Genomic DNA, 18,073 nt, shown 5'->3' on the forward strand with positions numbered 1-18,073 from the left:
TCCAGCAGAAGCGCTTGACGAGCTGCTGTCACGAATGAAAACACTTGGTGTTGCGACCACCGCTTGAGCCCGCCGGGATGTCCCAGCCGAACCTGTGGTTCCTGCCGCCTGCATTTTTTTTTCGCAGGCGGGCCATGGGGGCGGCGAGCTCCCGGTCTTCCCTGCGCCCTCACGTTTCAGAGGGCACGCGATCCGGACAAAGCTCGGGCTTGAGCGGCCGCGAGGGTACGACCCCATGGCCTCGGCCGATGCGATTGCCGCCCGCGCCTCTTGCGCGGTCATGCCATGCCAAAAAATGGGCGTGTGGCCCGGCCGCGCATCACCTAGGCTCCGTTCATCGATTACACGGGATGACGTGCATGGCGGCGGGCAGCGACTATCAGATCTTCGAGGCGGGCGACGTCGTGCTGCAATCGGGCGTGACGTTCCCGTCGCTGCGGCTCGCCTACAAGACCTATGGCACGCTGAACGCGGCCAAGGACAACGTCATCCTCTATCCGACCTCGTTCGGCGCCCAGCATGTCGACACCGAGTGGCTGATCGCGCCCGGCGGCGCGCTCGATCCGAGCAGCTACTTCATCATCATTCCCAACCTGTTCGGCAATGGGCTGTCGTCGTCGCCTTCGAACACGCGCGAGCTGTTCGGCGACGCGCCGTTCCCGGCCATCAGCTATCACGACGCGGTCGCGGTGCAGCGCCGGCTCGTTGAGGAACAGTTCGGGATCAGCCGGATCGCGCTGGTCTATGGCTGGTCGATGGGCGGCATGCAGGCCTATCACTGGGCCGCCTGTCATTCGGACATGGTGGAGCGTGCGGCGGTGGTGTGCGGCAGCGCGCGCTGCTCGCCCTACAATCACCTCTTTCTCGACGCGGTGAAGGCGGCGCTGACGGCCGATCCCGCGTTTCGCAACGGCCGCTTCGCCGAGAAGCCGGTGGCCGGCCTGCGCGCGATGGGGCGGATCTATGCGGGCTGGGCGATGTCCTACGAGTTCTACCGCGACGAGGTCTGGCGCGAGCAGGGCTTTGGCTCGCAGGAGGACTATCTCGCCGCCACCTGGGACTTAGCCTTCGCGCATCGCGATGCCGACAACCTGCTGGCGCAGATCGCGATCTGGCAGGGCGGCGATATCAGCAACTGCGCGGCGTTCGGCGGCGATCTGGATCGGGCGCTGTCGGCAATCGCCGCGCACATGCTGCTGATGCCGGGCCGGACCGACCGCTATTTCGACTGGCGCGACAATGAGCGCGAACTGCCCGGGCTGGTCAACGCGCGCTCCGCCGTGCTGCGGCCGATTCCGTCGATCCACGGCCACCGGGCCGGCAATCCTGTCCGCATCCCGGCCGATCGCGACTTCATCAACGCCAACGTTTCCGCCCTTCTCCAGAGCTGACACTTGAGTTCGACATGACCGACGTGCCCACCGACGAATTCGCGCCCCGTCCGAAGCTGCTGACACCGCCGGTGCTGCAGCAGCTCTGCACGCGCTCCAACATGCAGGGCGCGCTACGCACGCTCAGCCATTACGGCGCGATCATCGGCGTGGGTGCGCTGATCGGAGCGATCGCATCGACGCATGGTGTGCTGTGGGCGCTGCCCTTGCTGCCAGTGCAGGGCGTGCTCATCGCGTTCCTGTTCATGGCGGTGCACGAGACCGCGCACAAGACCGCCTTCGACAGCCGCAGACTCAACCTCGCGGTCGGCTATCTCTCCGGCTTCCTGATCGGACTGCCTTACGAATATTACTGCCTGTTCCATTGGGAGCATCACCGCCACACCCAGGATCCCCTGCGCGATCCGGAGCTGATCGTCGGCCCCAAACCGCGCTCGGAGACGCAACTCGCGATTGCCTATTCCGGCCTGGTCCAGGTGGCCGGCCGTCTCAGGCTGCTGCTGAAGCATGCGGTGACCGGCGAGGTGACGGTGCCGTGGGTCCCCGCGGGCCGCCGGGCGATCGTCGTGCGGGAGGCGCGCGCCTATGTCGCGGGCTATGCACTGCTGCTCATCGCCTCGCTGGCGCTGCACAGCGCGCTGCTGCTGTGGGTCTGGGTGCTGCCGCTGCTCGTCGGACAACTGATCCTGCGGCCCTATCTCTACGCCGAGCACACCGGCTGCGATCACACAAGGAGCGCCTTCCAGAACACCCGCACCACCTTCACCACGCGGGCGGTGCATTGGCTCGCCTGGAACATGCCGTATCATGTCGAGCACCATGCCTATCCGGCGGTGCCGTTCCATGCGCTGCCGAAGCTGCACGCGATCGTCGACGGCGAGATCAAGTATCGCGGGCAGGGCTACGTCGCCGTGACGCGGCAGACCTGGGCGTGGTTTCGCGCGCAGTGGAAGGAAACGAAGTCTCATCCATGATGAGTTTGGATCCGAGTTATCGCCGCTCGGCCGGTGCGCTCCCTCTCCCGCTTGCGGGGGAGGGCTGGGGTGGGGGCGCCACAACGGCAGTCTTTCCAGAGCATCCCCCACCCGCATCGCATCTCTCGATGCGATGCGACCTCCCCCGCAAGCGGGGGAGGCGCAGACCGACCACGTCGCCAGGGATGTCAGCAAGCCATCGTGCCCGACCGGTGCGCGTCCTCCCGGCACGCCCCTTGTGGGAGAAGTGCAGTGATTGGCGTCGTGTTGATATGGTCGCAGCGACGCTGGCTCACCGCCATCGCTCGCGCATCCGCGCGCCGAGATCGATGCGCGGCCCGGAGCGCGCATATGCCGACCCCGGCTGCGCCCGCGGCCAGCTGGCGCGTTCGAACAGCGGCACCAGCGCTTCCGGAATGAACCGCGTGCGCGAGGCATAGACGTGACGATCGCCGCGCACCGGCTGGCCGTGGACGAAGAACCGCTGCGGCACCAGGAGATGCAGATCGTCCTTGGCGCGGGTCATGGCGACATAGAGCAGCCGCCGTTCTTCCTCCAATTCGGCGCTGGAGCCGGCGCCGAGATCGGACGGCATGCAGCCGTCGACGACGTTGAGGACGTGCACGGAATTCCACTCCATGCCCTTGGCGGAATGGATGGTGGAGAGGATCAGATAGTCCTCGTCGAGCAAAGGCACGCCGGACTGATCGGAGGTGGCGTCGGGCGGGTCGAGCGTCAGCTCGGTGAGGAAACGCTCGCGCGACGGATAGCCGCTCGCGATCTGCTCGAGCTGCAGCAGGTCGGCGGTTCGCACCTCCGCATCCTCATGAACGCGCTCGAGATGCGGCTGATACCAGTGCCTGATACGCTCGATATCTCCGGGCCATTCCGAGACGCGCAGCTGCTCCAGTGTGCGCACGAACGCGGTCCAGTCATCGCCGGCGCGCGCCGGTGCGGACTGCTCGCAGAGGCGCGCGATCGGATCGGCACTGGCGCTGATGGCATCGAGCAGACGCTGCGCCGACGCCGGACCGATGCCCGGGATCAGATGCAGCATGCGGAAGCCGGCGATGCGGTCGCGCGGATTGGCCACGAAGCGCAAGCAGGCCAGCACGTCCTTCACGTGGGCGGCATCGAGGAACTTCAGCCCGCCGAACTTCACGAACGGGATGTTGCGGCGCGTGAGCTCGAATTCCAAGGGACCGCTGTGCGACGACGTGCGGAACAGCACGGCCTGTTGCTTCAGCACAATGCCTTCCTCGCGCTTCGCCAGCACCTGCTCGACGATGTAGCGCGCCTGATCGGTCTCGTCGCTGACAGTCACGAGCTGCGGCTTGCGCGAACTCGTGCGGTCGGTCCACAGATTCTTGGTGAAGCGCTCCCGCGCCAGCCCGATCACGCCGTTGGCCGCCGTGAGGATCGGCTGCGTCGAGCGGTAGTTGCGGTCCAGCGTGATGATGTCGGCGCGCGGACTGAACTGATCGGGAAATTCCAGGATGTTGCGCACGGTGGCGGCGCGGAAGGCGTAGATCGACTGCGCGTCGTCGCCGACCACCGTCAGTCCCGCGCCGTCGGGCTTCAAGCCGAGCAGGATCTGCGACTGCAGCCGGTTCGTGTCCTGATATTCGTCGACCAGCACGTGGTCGAAGCGATCGCCGATCTCGCGTGCGATGGTTTCGTCCGCCATCATCTGCGCCCAGTACAGCAGCAGGTCGTCGTAGTCGAGCACGGCATTGGCCTGCTTGGCTTCGACATAGGCCGCGAACAGGCCCTTCAGCTCGCCGGCCCATTCCGCGCACCACGGAAAATGCCGCACCAGTGCCTCGTCGAGCGGCATGTCGGCGTTGACGCAGCGCGAATAGATCGCAAGGCAGGTACCCTTGGTCGGGAAGCGTCGCTGCGTGTTGGACAAGCCGCGTTCGTGCCGCACCAAATTCATCAGGTCGGCGGAATCCTCGCGATCGTGGATCGTGAACACAGGGTCGAGGCCGACGCGCTCGGCGTAGTCGCGCAGCATCCGCGCGCCCAGGCCATGAAACGTGCCGGCCCAGGTGAGCGCGGCCGTGATCGGCTCGGCCTTGCCGCCCAGCACCTTGCGGGCGATGCGCTCGACCCTGCGGCTCATCTCGCTCGCCGCGCGGCGCGAGAACGTCATCAACAGGATACGGCGCGGATCGGCGCCATTGACGAGCAGATGTGCGACGCGATGCGCGAGCGTGTTGGTCTTGCCCGAGCCCGCGCCGGCAATGATCAGCAGCGGCGGGCCAGGCGCGGCGCAGGCGCCGCCATGCTCGACGGCGCGGCGCTGCTCCGGATTGAGATCGTCGAGATATGTCGCAGCCGTGGCCTGCACGAATCGTCCCTCAGCCTGCAAGAATCAGTGATTTGCGCCGCATGTGCAACGCGATGGCCCGGTCGCGGCAGCGTTTTACATGATTCGCAACCGGTCTTTTTTGTCACGGTTGCCCACAGAGCGTCTGCCAGCCGCTTGCGCTGGCGCGCTTGCACTCCTATCCAATCAGCCCCGTCACGAATCTCGGAAGAACACCGTGTCGAATTTTGCCTCCATCATCGCTGCTGAGCTCTCAGTCAAGGATGCCCAGGTCCAGGCCGCGATCGACCTGCTCGACGGCGGCGCGACCGTGCCGTTCATCGCGCGCTATCGCAAGGAGGCGACCGGCATGCTGGACGACACGCAGTTGCGTACGCTGGAGGAACGGCTGCGATATCTGCGCGAGATGGATGCACGGCGCACCGCGATCATCGAGAGCATCAAGGCGCAGGGCAAGATGACGCCCGAGATCGAGCTGGCGCTGGCGACCGCCGATACCAAGGCCCGGCTCGAGGACATCTATCTGCCGTTCAAGGAGAAGCGCCGCACCAAGGCGCAGATCGCGAAGGAAGCCGGGCTCGAGCCGCTCGCCGACATGCTGATCGGTGATCCGATGAAGGCGCCGGAGGTCGAGGCTAAGGCCTTCATCAAGAAGGATGGCGACAACCCGGTCAAGGACGTCAAGGCCGCGCTCGACGGCGCCCGCGCGATCCTGGTCGAACGTTTCGCCGAGCATGCCGACCTCGTCGGCTCGCTGCGCGAGGAGATGTGGACCCGCGGCGCCGTGAAGTCGTCCGTTCGCCATGGCAAGAAAACCGAGGGCGCGAAGTTCGCCGATTACTTCGATTTCTCCGAGCCGTTCACCAAGCTGCCGTCGCACCGCATCCTCGCGATGCTGCGTGGCGAGAAGGAAGAGGTGCTGCAGCTCGATTTCGGCGATGGCGAGCCGGAGGACTCCAAGGATCCGACGCTGTATGAGAACCGTATCGCCGTGACCTTCGGCATTTCGCGCCAGGGCCGCCCGGCCGATCAGTTCCTGTCGGACTCCGTGCGCTGGGCCTGGCGCACCCGCATCAAGACCTCGCTGGCGCTCGATATCCGCATGCGGCTGTGGCAGGAGGCGGAAAAGGAGGCGGTCCGCGTGTTCGCCGCGAACCTGCGCGATCTGCTGCTCGCAGCTCCCGCCGGCGGCCGCGCCACGCTCGGGCTCGATCCCGGCTTCCGCACCGGCGTCAAGGTCGCGGTGATCGACCGCACCGGAAAGTTCGTCGATCACGCCACGATCTATCCGCACGAGCCGCAGCGGCAGTGGAACGAGAGCATGCTGACCCTGGCGCAGCTCTGCGTGAAGCACGGCATCGATCTCGTCGCGATCGGCAACGGCACGGCGTCGCGCGAGACCGAGAAGCTCGTCAACGATTTGATGAAGCTGAAGCCGGATCTGAAGCTGACCAAGGCGATCGTGTCGGAAGCCGGCGCGTCGGTCTATTCGGCCTCGGAGTTCGCTGCGAAGGAATTCCCCAATCTCGACGTCTCGATCCGCGGCGCCGTCTCGATCGCGCGCCGCCTGCAGGATCCGCTCGGCGAACTCGTCAAGGTGCCGCCGGCCTCGATCGGCGTCGGCCAGTATCAGCACGACCTCAACCAGTATGAGCTCGCCCGCGCGCTCGATGCCACCGTCGAGGACTGCGTGAATGCCGTCGGCGTCGATCTCAACACCGCCTCGGCGCCGCTGCTGGCGCGGGTGTCGGGCATCGGCGAGAGCCTGGCGCAGAACATCGTCGCGCATCGCGACGCCAACGGTCCGTTCCCGACCCGCGACAAGCTCAAGGAGGTGCCGCGGCTCGGACCGAAGGCGTTCGAGCAGTGCGCCGGCTTCCTGCGCATCCGCGATGGCGACAACCCGCTCGATGCCTCCGGCGTCCACCCGGAATCCTATCCGGTCGTGAAGAAGATTCTCGAGACGACCAAGAGCGACATCAAGGTGCTGATCGGCGACACCAAAACCTTGAAGACGCTCAATCCGGCGAAATTCGCCGACGAGCGCTTCGGCGTCCCGACCGTGACCGACATCATCAAGGAGCTGGAGAAGCCCGGCCGCGATCCGCGTCCGGAGTTCAAGACCGCGACCTTCCAGGAGGGCGTCGAGAAGATCACCCATCTCAAGCCCGGCATGATCCTGGAGGCGACCATCACCAACGTCGCGGCCTTCGGCGCCTTCGCCGATATCGGCGTGCACCAGGACGGCCTGATCCACATCTCGGCGATGTCCGAGAAGCGCATCAACGATCCGCGCGAGGTGGTGAAGCCGGGGCAGGTCGTGAAGGTCAAGGTGCTCGACGTCGATGTGCCGCGCAACCGCATCTCGCTGACGCTTCGGCTGTCCGATCCGCTGCCGGCCAAGGGCGAGAAGCGGACCAGCGCACGGCCGCCCGCGGGGCGCATGACCTCGCGTGAGGAGAAGCCGTCTGGCGGCGGCGCGTTCGCCGCGGCGATGGCCAAGGCCGCAGAGCGGCGCAAGGGCGCCTGAGGCGGATGGTGACGAGGCGCTGCGGAGGGAATGTCTCGTCTGCGGCGTCATATCTGCGGCGCCATGGCATTCGGCGTCGTGTCGTTGCCGTCTTCCCTATCTCCGCGGCCATGCTTACCTTGGGCGGCGAGTTGTGAGTGGGGACCGCGCATGACGAACCGGACCGTGATCATTGCCGGCGCGACTGGGCTGGTGGGACGGGAGCTGCTTCGCGGTCTGCTTGCCGACCCGGCCGTGGATCATGTGCATGTCGTCGGCCGCCGCGCGCCGCCTGACCATTCGCCCAAGCTGACGGCGCATGTCGTGGATTTCACCGCGCTGCCGCCTCTGCCGCCGGCCGACGAGCTCTATCTGGCTCTCGGGACCACGATCAAGGTGGCCGGAAGCCAGGCCGCCTTCCGCGCCATCGATCACGACGCCAACCTCGCCGTCGCCAAGGCCGCGCTCGCGAGCGGCACCAGGCGCGTTGGTCTGGTCAGCGCGATGGGCGCCGACAGCAGGTCGCGCGTCTTCTACAGCCGGGTGAAAGGCGAGCTCGAGGACGATCTGACCGCGTTGCCCTTCGAGGGACTGGTGATCGCGCGGCCTTCGCTGCTGGTCGGCCCGCGGGCGGAGCTCGGACAGCCGAGTCGTCCGGGCGAGGAATGGGGCAACAGGCTGAACAACATCATCGGCTTCCTGATCCCGGCGAACTACAAGCCCATCGCGGCGGCGGACGTCGCCAACGCGCTGCTGATGGCTGTTCCTACGGTTGCCGGCAAGCGAGTGATGCTGTCAGGGGCCATGCGCCGATGATCGAGCCTGCGGCTCTTGCGTAGCGGCCCGGTCTCGCTATTTACGATAAATCGAAATCTGATATCGCGCCGCGCCTCAAGCTCGGATCGACTGGTCGACACACCCGCCCCGTAGTTTTACGGCTCTCTCGCATGCGACTATCAGCGAGTGAATGGCTGGAGCGGGCAAGACGGGAATCGCATCTTAACATCTTAACCATATCTCGCTGTTAGTTGTGCATCGAGGAAAAACAGCCCGGTGTTTCATGCGCAGACAGCTGCTTGAATTTTGCTTCTTGGCATTGATGGGAACCCTGCTCGGATCCCAAGCGGCGACGGCGTCTCCGCGAATGGTGTCGCTGGTCTACAACTCGCAGATTCAGAACCCGCAGCAGGTCGGGTCGGACGAATTTCGCGTGAAGCTGCAGGCGTTGGCCGGCAAGCGGCTCATCATTGATGAGCGTGCGGGCAACGCATTCGGCAGCGAGGCGGCGGTGCTGGCTGCAACCCGGAGCGGCGCAGTGGACGTGGCCGTGGTGTCCGGCGGCATCGCCAGCGCGGTGGTCCCCGAGCTTGGCGTCTTCGACATCCCGTTCCTGTTCCGCGACACTGCGCATGCCAAGGCGGTTGCGCAAGGGCCGGTCGCCGCCGCGATCGGCGCCAAGTTCGCCGACAAGGGACTGGTGCTGCTGGCGCTGGGCAAGCAGGGCTTTCGCAATCTCACCAACTCGAAGCGCCCGGTCCGTACCGTCGATGACGTCAAGGGACTCAGGATCCGCGTGATCCCCAATCCGGTCTACCAGATGACCTTCAAGGCGCTCGGCGCCGACGTGATGCCGATGGATTTCCCGCTGGTCTATGCCGCCCTCAAGGACGGTCGGCTCGACGGTCAGGAAAATCCGGTTGCCACCATCGCGGCCAATCGCTTCGACGAGGTGCAGAAATATCTGACGCTCACCGGGCATTTCTTCGCGCCGATCGCCTTCGTCGCCAACCGCGCGATGTTCGACCATCTCGATGCGGCGGATCGTGATGCGCTGGTTGCCGCCGCCAAGGCGGCTGCGGAGGTCACCTGGCAGGCCCAGCTCGATGCGCAGAAGCTCGATGAGTTGCGCAAGACCGGCATGGAGGTGATCGAGACGTTCGACCGCAAGACCTTCGTCGATGCGGTCAGGCCGCTCGATGCCGACTTCGAGAAGCGCTTCGGCAAGGAGCTGCTCGCCACCATCAGGTCCACTCCGTGAAACAGCCGGGCAAATCGATGAAATTGTCTTCTCTGATGTCTTGGATCGGCGTCCGCCCGCGCATCTTCGGCGGATTCGCCCTGATCCTGAGCTTCCTGGTGTTGCTCGGCGGCTTCGCCATGGTCCAGGTCGGCCGCATCGGCGGCACCGTGGATGAACTCGTTACCAGCGCGGCCGGGGACGCCGGCATGTCGCAGGTGCGTGCCGCGCTGCTCGGCGCCAACGGCGCGGTCGAGAGATTCGTCCGGACCTGGAACGTCGGTGACAAGGATGCGGCCAGCAAGGCCATCGACGCTGTCGGCGGTCTCGCCGATCAGGTCGAGAAGCAGTCCGGCAGCCTGAAGGTGCTGGCTGACGGCGTGGGGCCGGTACGGAGCGCGCTGGCGGCCTACCGCTCATCGTTCGTCGCCGCGGCCGAGGCCGTGGACCGCCTGCGGGCGGCGACGACCAAGACCGACGCATTGGGCGCCGTTGCCGGCATCAACATGGGCGGCATCCAGGTTGCCCTTGCCAATCGTGCGGGCAGCGAGCCGCTGATGAATCCGTTACGCCTGGCCAGCGTCGTCGACGCGGTTCGCATCGCGATGATGCGCTATACTAACACGTTATCGAATGGCGATGCCGACGATGCCAGGCTCACCTTCGTCTATGCGAAGCTCGCGATTGCCGATACGGAGGCCGAGATCGCGGGTGTCGATGATGCCAAGCTGAAGGCGCTGGTTGCTGCGCTGAAAGAGGCTCTCACGGCGGATGCCGCCGCGCTCGAGGAGGTGATCAAGGTGGCCGCTGACCTGCGCGCCAAGCAGGCGGAGCTCGCCAAGGCGAGTGCCTCGATCGATACCCAGGTCAGCCAGATCAACCGGCAGCTTGGTACCGCGCGTGCAGAGCAGGCCGCAAGGACCGGCGTCGCGGTCGAAGATACCAAGCAGACCGTGATCGTGACCGCAGCCGCAGCGGTGATATTCGGAGCGGTGCTGGCCTGGCTGATCGGCGCCAGCGTGTCGAACCCGATCCGCGGCATGACCGACCGCATGCAGTCGCTGGCGGCCGGCGAATTGGATCAGCCGATTCCCGGCGGCGAGCAGCGCGACGAGATCGGCCGGATGGCGCGCGCCGTGGAGATTTTCCGTGACAATGCGCTTGCCGTGCGCCGCATGGAGCAGGAGGCCGCGGCACAGCGTGAAGCTGCGGAGGCCGAGCGCGCCCGCATGATGTCCGATCTGGCTGGTCGATTCGAGCAGGGCATGCAGGGTGTCATCACCGGCGTCGGCGGGCGTGCGACCGAGATGGGCGAGAGCGCCAGCGAGCTGGCGCGCGTCGCCGAACGCGGCCGTGGCCTTGCGGAAGCGGTCGCCAGCCGGGCCGAGCAGGCCTCCGTCAATGTGCAGACCGTGGCCTCGGCGACCCAGGAGCTCGCGGCCTCGATCAGGGAGATCTCCTCCCAGGTCCAGCGCTCGGTCACGGTGTCGACCCGGGCGACGCACGAGACGCAGCGGACATCCGAGCTGATCGACGGGCTGTCCAGCGCGGCGGAGAGGATCGGCACCATCGTGCAGCTGATCCAGGCGATCGCGAGCCAGACCAACCTGCTGGCGCTCAACGCCACCATCGAGGCGGCGCGCGCCGGCGAGGCCGGCCGCGGATTTGCGATCGTCGCTAGCGAGGTGAAGAACCTGGCGTCGCAGACCGCGCAGGCGACGGAGCAGATCTCGAGCCAGATCGCGACCATCCAGAGCGCGACGCAGGAGACGGTCGGCGCGATCGCCCAGTTCGGCACGACCGTGCGGGAGATTGCCGAGATCTCCAATGCGATCGCCACCGCGGTGGAGCAGCAGGGAGCGGCGACCAGCGAGATTGCACGCAACGTCGAGCAGGCGGCCAGCGGTACGGCGGCGGTCACGCAGGAGATCGGCGACGTGCGCAACGTGGCCGGGCAGACCGATGCCGGCGCTGAAGCTGCGCTGGCGGCGGCCGCGGCGCTGCAGCAGCAGGCCGCTTCGCTGAAGAGCAATGTCGCCGACTTCCTGCAGACGATCCGAACGGCGGCGTGAGCCGCAAACCGGTGGCGAGTGGAGTTGACGCAGGGGACGCAGGCTCACACTCTGGCGCATGACCGAGCACCAGCCGCGTTCCCTTGCGTTTCCCGTCGACGGCGCGGACATCGTGTCCGCGCTGTTCATGGCCCCGCCGCGGCCGCGCGCCTGTTTCGTGTTCGCCCATGGCGCGGGCGCCGGCATGACCCACGTCTTCATGAACCAAGCGGCCGCAAGCCTTGCCGCGCGCGGCATCGCGACGCTCCGCTTTCAGTTTCCCTATATGGAGAAGGGCAGCAAGCGCCCTGATCCGCCCGCGCTCGCCCACGCCGCGGTGCGGGCTGCCGTGGCGGAGGCTGCGCGGCTCTGTCCGGGGGGGCCGCTCGTTGCGGGCGGCAAGTCGTTCGGGGCGCGCATGACGTCGCAGGCGCAGAGTGCAGCGCCGCTGCCAGGCGTGGCCGGGCTCGCCTTTCTCGGCTTTCCGCTTCACCCCGCCGGCAAGCCCTCCATCGCGCGCGCCGATCATCTCGATGCGATCGAGGTCCCGATGCTGTTCCTGCAGGGGACGCGCGACAAGCTGGCGGAGATGGAGCTGCTCGCGCCCGTCGTGAAGCGGCTGGGACCGCGCGCGACCTTGCATTGGATCGATCAGGCCGACCACGCCTTCCACGTGCCTGCGCGCTCCGGCCGGAATGATCAGGCCGTCATGGAGGACCTGACGGAGGCGTTTGCGGCGTGGCTGGAGACTCTCGAAGCGTGTGCCGGCTGACGCGCCGAGCGCCTCCTTCGGAGAAAAATGGCATGAGAACAAAAACAGAACTTTTCTGTCACCGGAGGTTGAGGCATAGTCATATTGAAAGGTAGGGAGGGGGTTCGATGAAGTCAGCAGTGGTGGCGCTATCGGTGTGCGCGCTTGGCGTGCTGATGATCTCTGCAGCTCCATCGCTCGCCGATGCCAGGCTGACCGGCATGGTGGTCGTGAAGGGAACTTGCCAGAAGCTCATCGTCGCGGGAAAGGATCGTAGCTCGGAATGCAAGGGCGCGCTGCTCAATACCGACTATGACGATCAGCGCACCGGCTTCTACTTCACCTTGCTCGACGGCAGCGTGGTCACGTTCTCGAACCGCGGCGATCTGCAAGAGCAACCGGGGCCTGACAAGTTCGTCACGCCGGTCGACATGATGATCATTGGCCAAAGTCGCAAGACGATCAACAAGGTGACGGCCAAGGGGCAATGCCGCCACGGCAATCCATTCAAGGGACCCGACCTGCTCGAATGCACAGCCGACAGCGAGATCGGCCGTTTTGAAGGGCTATTTCTGTCCAATGGCGAGAAGCCGGTGATGCAGACCTTCTGAGGCCGTGACCCCTGTGCACAAGCAGGATGGGCCAGCAGGAGAGTTCGTCGCGGCGTCGCCGGTCGTCACTCGCCATCGTACAGTCCACGCGGCAAATCCGGCCCGCTCGGCAATATCCACTTTGTCAGAAGATCGCGATGAGAAAGACAGCTTCATCCGTTTGGCTGCTGGCCCTCGGCGCGGCGAGCCTGCCGGCCATGTCGGTCCGTGCAGAGGACGGATTGAAAGGGATCGAGACGTTTCACGGCCCCTGCAGGAAGCTCACGGTCGCGGCAAAGGACCGGACCGCCGATTGCAAGGGCGTTTAGCGCAACACGCGTTACAGTGATGGACGAGGCGGCTTGGAGCAAGACGCCCGGCCTCTGAGGCTGCGATCTCCCGACTCCTGAAAATTTGGCGCGACATCAAGCTCGAAATATTGCAACAAGTCGGCGTCGTGGGGTGAGGCCGGGTGTGCGGGTCGCAGAACTTGGAGAGTGTGATGTTCCGATACGTTGGCGTCGTCCTGGGGCTGCTCTGGAGCCTCGTATCGATCAGCACCGCGCTGTCCGACGACGCCAAGCTCCGGATCGGCGTTCTCCGGCTGTCCTCGTCCGCGCCAGTGTTCATCGCGTTGGACAAAGGCTACTTCCGCGAAGCTGGACTGGACGTCGAGCTGAAGTTTTTCGATGCAGCGCAACCGATCGCCGTGGCGACGGCCACCGGCGACGTCGACGTCGGGGTGACGGCCTTCACCGCAGGACTGTATAACCTCGCAGGCAAGGGCGCGTTGAAGATCATCGCCGGTATGAGCCGTGACCGCCCGGGCTTTCCGCTGATTGGCTACTTTGCCAGCAACAAGGCCTATGAGGCAGGTCTCAGGACGCCGAAGGACATTGCCGGCAAGCGCGTGGCGATGACCCAGGTCGGGTCGAGCTTTCACTATTCGGTGGGGCTGCTGGCCGATAAATATGGCTTCAAGCTCGCCGACGTGAAGATCGTGCCGCTGCAGTCGATGTCCAACATGTCGGCGGCCATCAAAGGGGAAACCGTCGACGCGGCGCTGATGCCGGTTTCGGTGGCGCGCAAGCTGATGGAGGAGGGCGCCGTCAAGCATCTTGGCTGGGTCGGCGACGAGACGCCGTGGCAGGTCAGCGGCGTGTTCGCGGGGCCGAAAATCTTGGCCAACACGGCGCTGGTCGGTAAGCTGCTGGCGTCGCTTCAGCGCGCCGAGCGCGAGTATCATGATGTCGTGCTCGCCTCGGTCAAGGACGGCACCGCCGCCATCGACGACAAGACCAAACCGTTGCTCGAGATCATCGGCAAGTACACGAACCTGCCGGTCGAGCAGGTCGTGGGCAATTGCGCCTATATCGATCCCGACGGCAAGCTCGATGTGAAGAACATCGACAGCCAGATCAAATGGCTGCAGGCTCAGGGGTTCGCGGACCAGGGCTATGATGCGGCCGCGATCATCGTCAAAGACTTTGTGAAGCCGGATTGATGAAGGCAGGCGCAGCGCGGGCCTGCAGCGGGATCGCCTGATATGGACCTGATCGCCGAGACCATCAGCCACCGTTTCGACGCGCTCGATGTGCTCGATGGCGTGTCGTTCACGGTCGGAGCCGGCGAGGTGGTCGCCCTCGTTGGGCCGTCCGGCTGCGGCAAGAGCACGCTGCTGGCAATCCTCGGAGGGTTGTTGCAGCCAAGCAAGGGACAGGCGGTGCTGCGCGGAGCTCCGCCGCCCGGCAGCCTCAATCCCCTGACGTTCGTGTTCCAGGACTTCGCGCTGCTGCCGTGGGCAAGCGTCGCCGACAATGTTGCCTTTCCGCTCCTCCATACATCTCTGTCGACGCAGCAGCGCGCCGCCGCCGTCGACGATGCGTTGCGGCGAACCGGCCTGGCAGACTTCCGGACCGTCTATCCCAAGCAGTTGTCGGGCGGCATGCGCCAGCGGGTCGGGATTGCCCGGGCGCTGGCGGTCCGCCCGGCGATCCTGCTGATGGATGAGCCGTTGTCGGCGCTGGACTCGCAGACCCGCGAGCTGCTGATGGAGGACTTCGTCGATCTGCTCGCCGACGGCACCATGGGCGCGGTCTATGTCACGCATAATCTCGAGGAGGCCGTGCGGCTCGCCGACCGCATCGTCGTGCTGTCGCGTCGTCCCGGCCGCATCCGGAAGGTCGTCAGCATCCCGGCGACGCGGCGCAGCCGCGGCGATGCCGTAGTACGCACGCAACTGCTGGACCTGCAGAACGAGCTCTGGGGGCTGATCCGGACCGAGGCAATCGATGCCGAGCGCGAGGTTCAGAATGCTTGAGCGCTCCCCGGCTGAACTGCCTGAGGTCGTCGGCAAGCAGAGCCGGAAAGTGCCGTTCCGGGGCGGCGGCTTCACGCCGGCCGCAAGCCGATGGGCCGGCTGGTTCGCGCTCGCGGCGGCTCTCGGCCTGTGGCAACTCATCGGCAGCCCCGCACTGGTCAACCCATTGTTCCTGCCGGCGCCGCTGACGATCTTGCGCGCCCTGTATCGATTGGCCGAAAGCGGCGCGCTCTGGCAGCATGTCTCGGCATCGTTCGTGCGCATCGTATCCGGCTGGGCGCTCGGCACGGCCACCGGCATCGTCGTCGGCTTCGCGATCGGCCTCTGGCGCATTGCGCGCAGCATCGGCATCACTTTCGTCTCTGCGCTGTTTCCGATTCCGAAGATCGCCGTGCTGCCGCTGCTGATTCTTTGGCTCGGCATCGGCGAGCAGCCGAAGATCGCGACGATCGCGCTGGGCGTGTTCTTCTCGACCACGATCTCGGTCTATAGCGGCGTCGATGCGGTGCCGCGCAACCTGATCCGCATGGCGCAGAGCTTCAACGTGCCGTTCCCGACCATCGTCCGCCGCGTGATCTGGCCCGGCGCGCTGCCGTCGATCCTCGCCGGTTTCCGCATCACCGCGTCGGTCGCGCTGATGCTCGTGGTTTCGGCGGAGATGATCGGCGCCGAGACCGGCATCGGCACCTTCGTGCTGCAGGCCGGCAATCTGATGCAGACCGATCAGCTGATGGCGGGGATCCTGATCCTGTCGCTGTTCGGTCTCGCCGTCGGCCGGCTGATCAGCATGCTCGAAGCGCGGCTCCTGCGCTGGCGCTGATCCGGCGGTGTCAGGCGTTGCCGCGGTCTTCCCGGAACAAGTCGAGCTTCTCCTGCACCGGGCGATCCGAGAACGAGAACAGGACCGCATCCTCGTCCGGCTCATGGCTGACCCATTGCCAGCTCGGAACGACGAACAGGTCGCGCGGGCCCCATTCGAAGGTCTGGTCGCCAATGCGGCTGCGGCCCCTGCCTTCGATCGCGGTGAACACGGTCGCGTCGGTCGAGCGATAGCGCGCAGTCTTGAAGCCCTTCGGCAGCAGCTGGATGAAGGTGCCGATCGTCGGCATCGCGAAATCACCGGTCTCCGGGTTGGAGAATTTCAGCTTCAGCCCGTGGCAGGCGTCCCATTCCTCGCTCCGCTTCGCGTTCTCCAGCGCCTCGCGCGTATAGGCGTAGGGATAGTTGAAGATCGGCGATGTCCTGGATTTGCGCTTCGCATCGACCGGCAGCAGATTGTGGCCGTAGCGGGCGAAGCTGTCGCCCGCGGGGCGCGCGACCTTCTGCTGGTCCTCCTGCGCGCCTTGCGCGAACGACGCGTCGAGAAACTGCACCAGGGGAATGTCGAGGCCGTCGAGCCAGAACATCGGCTCGGTGGTCTCATTGCCGTGATCGTGCCAAGTCATCGACGGGGTGATGATGAAGTCGCCCGGCTCCATCAGGGTGCGTTCGCCCTCGACGGTCGTGAAGGCTCCCTTGCCTTCCAGCACGAAGCGCAATGCGGACTGGCTGTGCCGATGGGCGGGCGCAACATCGCCTGGGATCACCATCTGAACGCCGGCATAGAGCGAGGTGGTGATCTTGGACTGCCCGCGCAGTCCCGGATTCTCCAGGATCAGCACGCGCCGCTCGGCTTCCTTCGCCGTGATCAGCCGCCCGGCCTCGACCATGTAGTCGCGGATCGCCGCGAACTGCCACAGATGCGGGCGGCAGGCGCTCTTCGGCTCGGGCGTGATGAGATCGCTCATCACGGTCCACAGCGCCGTCATGTTTTCGCCGTCGATCTTCTTGTAGAACGCCTCGCGCTCCGGTGTCGAAACCGCGGCCATGCGCGCCTCCCATGATCAGATGTCGTTCTTGATTGACAGTATACTGCCAATTTGATTACCGTCAAATACAACCAGAGCTGTCGCATCGGGAGGACTGCCATGATGAAGCTGCACGGCTATTTCCGCAGCAGCGCATCCTATCGCGTCAGGATCGCGCTCAACCTCAAGGGTCTCACGGCCGAGCATCTGCCGCATCACCTCCGCAAGGGCGAGCAGCGCGCGCCCGCCTATCTCGCGCTCAACCCGCAGGGTTTGGTCCCGGCGCTCGAGGACGACAGCGGCGCCACGTTGATCCAGTCGCTTGCGATCATCGAATGGCTCGACGAGACTCATCCCGAGCCGCCGCTGCTGCCGAAGGATCCGTTGCGACGCGCCCAGGTCCGCGCCTTCGCGCAGGTGCTCGCCTGCGACACCCATCCGGTGCAGAACCTGAAGGTGTTGGCGCGGCTCCGGGAGCTCGGCCTGCCCGAGGACAAGGTCACGGCCTGGGCCGGCTGGGCCAACCGCGAGGGGCTCGCTGCCTGCGAAGCGCTGATCAAGCATGAGCCTGGCCCATTCTGTTTCGGTGCGGCGCCAACCTTGGCCGATCTCTGCCTGGTGCCGCAGCTCGGCAATGCACGCCGCTTTGGCGTCGATGTCGCAGCGTTTCCGCGCCTGCTGCAGGCCGAAGCCGCGGCGAAGGCGCTGCCGGCCTTCGCCGCTGCTGCTCCGGAGCGTCAGCCCGATGCCGAGTAGGCCGCCCGACATCACCATGGACGCAGTCTACACCAAGCCGGGCTATCTGTTCCGGCGGATGCAGCAGATTGCCGTGTCCATCTTCGTTGAGGAGTGCCGCGAGTTCGACCTGACGCCGGTGCAATATGCAGCGCTGGTCGCGATCCAGACGCATCCGGGCATCGATGCCACCAGGCTGTCGGCGGTGATCGCCTTCGACCGTTCGACGCTCGGCAGCGTGATCGAGCGGCTGGAGAGCAAGGGCCATATCGAGCGCAGGCCGTCGGCCGAGGACAAGCGCGTCAAGCTGCTTTATCTGACCAGGGCGGGCGGAGCACTGCTCCGTGCGATCATGCCGGCGGTCGATCGCGCCCAGGCACGCATGCTGGCGCCGCTGAAGGCCGCGGATCGCAAGATGCTGATGGCGTTGCTGGCGCAGCTCGTCGATCTCAACAACGAGGTGTCGCGGGTGCCGCTGCGCGCCGAGGATGCGCTGGAGCATCTCGGCAAAACCGGCTGATCGCGGAACTCCGCGGTTGTCGGGCGCAAGGCGTAG

At 65.8% G+C, this 18,073-nt stretch carries 15 protein-coding genes; 13 read left to right on the plus strand and 2 right to left on the minus strand.

Annotated features, from left to right (window positions below; translation table 11 throughout):
* Nucleotides 1-359: 359 nt before the first annotated feature.
* Together ACQR03_RS28125 and ACQR03_RS28130 are read left to right on the plus strand one after the other, a co-directional pair.
* Nucleotides 360-1,391 (plus strand): alpha/beta fold hydrolase, encoded by a 1,032-nt coding sequence (locus tag ACQR03_RS28125; protein ID WP_434842038.1) that lies wholly within the window; start codon nucleotides 360-362, stop codon nucleotides 1,389-1,391.
* Between the two features lie 14 nt (nucleotides 1,392-1,405).
* Nucleotides 1,406-2,365: a fatty acid desaturase gene (locus ACQR03_RS28130; protein ID WP_434842039.1), complete on the plus strand. Its 960-nt coding sequence runs from the start codon at nucleotides 1,406-1,408 to the stop codon at nucleotides 2,363-2,365.
* 292 nt (nucleotides 2,366-2,657) lie between these two features.
* On the opposite strand, the gene ACQR03_RS28135 is transcribed toward ACQR03_RS28130, so the two are convergent.
* Nucleotides 2,658-4,718 carry an ATP-dependent helicase gene (locus ACQR03_RS28135; RefSeq protein ID WP_434842040.1) on the minus strand — a complete coding sequence of 687 codons (2,061 nt, stop codon included), beginning with the start codon at nucleotides 4,716-4,718 and terminating at the stop codon, nucleotides 2,658-2,660.
* 196 nt (nucleotides 4,719-4,914) lie between these two features.
* Between ACQR03_RS28135 and ACQR03_RS28140 the strand changes: the two genes are divergently transcribed.
* The 9 genes from ACQR03_RS28140 (at nucleotide 4,915) to ACQR03_RS28180 (ending at nucleotide 15,755) form a co-directional block, all read left to right on the plus strand.
* Nucleotides 4,915-7,227, plus strand: a complete 2,313-nt coding sequence (locus ACQR03_RS28140; protein WP_315752276.1) for a Tex family protein — start codon at nucleotides 4,915-4,917, stop codon at nucleotides 7,225-7,227.
* A 150-nt stretch (nucleotides 7,228-7,377) separates the two neighbouring features.
* Nucleotides 7,378-8,022 (plus strand): nucleoside-diphosphate sugar epimerase, encoded by a 645-nt coding sequence (locus ACQR03_RS28145; protein WP_316226105.1) that lies wholly within the window; start codon nucleotides 7,378-7,380, stop codon nucleotides 8,020-8,022.
* Between the two features lie 244 nt (nucleotides 8,023-8,266).
* Entirely contained in the window at nucleotides 8,267-9,244 is a 978-nt protein-coding gene (locus tag ACQR03_RS28150) for a TRAP transporter substrate-binding protein (RefSeq protein ID WP_410051878.1), read from the plus strand.
* 35 nt (nucleotides 9,245-9,279) lie between these two features.
* Nucleotides 9,280-11,295 carry a methyl-accepting chemotaxis protein gene (locus ACQR03_RS28155; protein WP_434842095.1) on the plus strand — a complete coding sequence of 672 codons (2,016 nt, stop codon included), beginning with the start codon at nucleotides 9,280-9,282 and terminating at the stop codon, nucleotides 11,293-11,295.
* Nucleotides 11,296-11,353: 58 nt separating this feature from the next.
* Nucleotides 11,354-12,046 (plus strand): alpha/beta hydrolase family protein, encoded by a 693-nt coding sequence (locus ACQR03_RS28160; protein WP_434842041.1) that lies wholly within the window; start codon nucleotides 11,354-11,356, stop codon nucleotides 12,044-12,046.
* A gap of 107 nt (nucleotides 12,047-12,153) precedes the next feature.
* On the plus strand, nucleotides 12,154-12,636 hold the full coding sequence (locus tag ACQR03_RS28165; protein WP_315715276.1) for a hypothetical protein: 483 nt from the start codon (nucleotides 12,154-12,156) through the stop codon (nucleotides 12,634-12,636).
* A gap of 481 nt (nucleotides 12,637-13,117) precedes the next feature.
* Entirely contained in the window at nucleotides 13,118-14,119 is a 1,002-nt protein-coding gene (locus ACQR03_RS28170; RefSeq protein ID WP_316203043.1) for an ABC transporter substrate-binding protein, read from the plus strand.
* 42 nt (nucleotides 14,120-14,161) lie between these two features.
* Nucleotides 14,162-14,935: an ABC transporter ATP-binding protein gene (locus tag ACQR03_RS28175; protein ID WP_315752273.1), complete on the plus strand. Its 774-nt coding sequence runs from the start codon at nucleotides 14,162-14,164 to the stop codon at nucleotides 14,933-14,935.
* A complete protein-coding gene (locus ACQR03_RS28180) occupies nucleotides 14,928-15,755 on the plus strand; it encodes an ABC transporter permease (protein WP_434842042.1) in 828 nt (275 codons plus the stop codon). Before ACQR03_RS28175 ends, ACQR03_RS28180 begins: the two co-directional genes overlap by 8 nt.
* A 10-nt stretch (nucleotides 15,756-15,765) precedes the next feature.
* Here ACQR03_RS28180 and gtdA read toward each other — a convergent pair whose 3' ends face one another.
* Nucleotides 15,766-16,803: a gentisate 1,2-dioxygenase gene (gene gtdA, locus ACQR03_RS28185; RefSeq protein ID WP_315825491.1), complete on the minus strand. Its 1,038-nt coding sequence runs from the start codon at nucleotides 16,801-16,803 to the stop codon at nucleotides 15,766-15,768.
* A gap of 102 nt (nucleotides 16,804-16,905) precedes the next feature.
* Between gtdA and maiA the strand changes: the two genes are divergently transcribed.
* Complete coding sequence (maiA, locus tag ACQR03_RS28190) at nucleotides 16,906-17,538, plus strand: maleylacetoacetate isomerase (protein WP_315752324.1); 633 nt, start codon at nucleotides 16,906-16,908, stop codon at nucleotides 17,536-17,538.
* Nucleotides 17,528-18,037, plus strand: coding sequence for a MarR family winged helix-turn-helix transcriptional regulator (locus ACQR03_RS28195; protein ID WP_315825490.1), 510 nt, complete (start codon nucleotides 17,528-17,530; stop codon nucleotides 18,035-18,037). The genes maiA and ACQR03_RS28195 overlap by 11 nt, the downstream gene beginning before the upstream one ends.
* Nucleotides 18,038-18,073 lie beyond the last annotated feature (36 nt).

The organism is Bradyrhizobium sp. HKCCYLS3070 (genome assembly GCF_051167575.1).
Taxonomy (GTDB): domain Bacteria; phylum Pseudomonadota; class Alphaproteobacteria; order Rhizobiales; family Xanthobacteraceae; genus Bradyrhizobium.

Coding starts and splice junctions, on each gene's coding strand:
- ACQR03_RS28125 (WP_434842038.1), top strand. CDS start 360: ATGGCGGCGGGCAGCGACTATCAGATCTTCGAGGCGGGCGACGTCGTG.
- ACQR03_RS28130 (WP_434842039.1), top strand. CDS start 1,406: ATGACCGACGTGCCCACCGACGAATTCGCGCCCCGTCCGAAGCTGCTG.
- ACQR03_RS28145 (WP_316226105.1), top strand. CDS start 7,378: ATGACGAACCGGACCGTGATCATTGCCGGCGCGACTGGGCTGGTGGGA.
- ACQR03_RS28150 (WP_410051878.1), top strand. CDS start 8,267: ATGCGCAGACAGCTGCTTGAATTTTGCTTCTTGGCATTGATGGGAACC.
- ACQR03_RS28155 (WP_434842095.1), top strand. CDS start 9,280: ATGTCTTGGATCGGCGTCCGCCCGCGCATCTTCGGCGGATTCGCCCTG.
- ACQR03_RS28160 (WP_434842041.1), top strand. CDS start 11,354: ATGACCGAGCACCAGCCGCGTTCCCTTGCGTTTCCCGTCGACGGCGCG.
- ACQR03_RS28165 (WP_315715276.1), top strand. CDS start 12,154: ATGAAGTCAGCAGTGGTGGCGCTATCGGTGTGCGCGCTTGGCGTGCTG.
- ACQR03_RS28170 (WP_316203043.1), top strand. CDS start 13,118: ATGTTCCGATACGTTGGCGTCGTCCTGGGGCTGCTCTGGAGCCTCGTA.
- ACQR03_RS28175 (WP_315752273.1), top strand. CDS start 14,162: ATGGACCTGATCGCCGAGACCATCAGCCACCGTTTCGACGCGCTCGAT.
- ACQR03_RS28180 (WP_434842042.1), top strand. CDS start 14,928: ATGCTTGAGCGCTCCCCGGCTGAACTGCCTGAGGTCGTCGGCAAGCAG.
- gtdA (WP_315825491.1), bottom strand. CDS start 16,803: ATGGCCGCGGTTTCGACACCGGAGCGCGAGGCGTTCTACAAGAAGATC.
- maiA (WP_315752324.1), top strand. CDS start 16,906: ATGAAGCTGCACGGCTATTTCCGCAGCAGCGCATCCTATCGCGTCAGG.
- ACQR03_RS28195 (WP_315825490.1), top strand. CDS start 17,528: ATGCCGAGTAGGCCGCCCGACATCACCATGGACGCAGTCTACACCAAG.